Origin of the sequence: Micromonospora sp. DT15, from assembly GCF_049841475.1 — a bacterium.
GTDB lineage: Bacteria > Actinomycetota > Actinomycetes > Mycobacteriales > Micromonosporaceae > Micromonospora.
On sequence record NZ_JBNCKJ010000034.1, the window covers coordinates 1 to 275 of the forward strand.

1 protein-coding gene is annotated in these 275 nt (G+C 62.9%); it reads left to right on the forward strand.

Going from position 1 to position 275, the window contains the following annotated elements; genetic code table 11:
* Positions 1-275, forward strand: a 275-nt coding sequence (locus ACLQ3F_RS31620; protein ID WP_425853368.1) for a non-reducing end alpha-L-arabinofuranosidase family hydrolase, incomplete at both ends; no start/stop codon positions are given.

Consider the following 275-nt stretch of genomic DNA (forward strand, 5'->3'; position numbering starts at 1 on the left):
AACAACCTGTTCGAGGCCGTGCAGGTCTACAAGCTCCAGGGCCTGAACAAGTACCTCATGATCGTCGAGGCGATCGGTTCGCAGGGTCGCTACTTCCGCTCGTTCACGGCCACCAGCCTAGGTGGGTCGTGGACGCCGCAGGCCACCAGCGAGAGCAACCCGTTCGCGGGTAAGGCCAACAGCGGTGCCACCTGGACCAACGACATCAGCCACGGTGAGCTGCTGCGCACCAACGCCGACCAGACCATGACCGTCAACGCCTGCAACCTGCAACT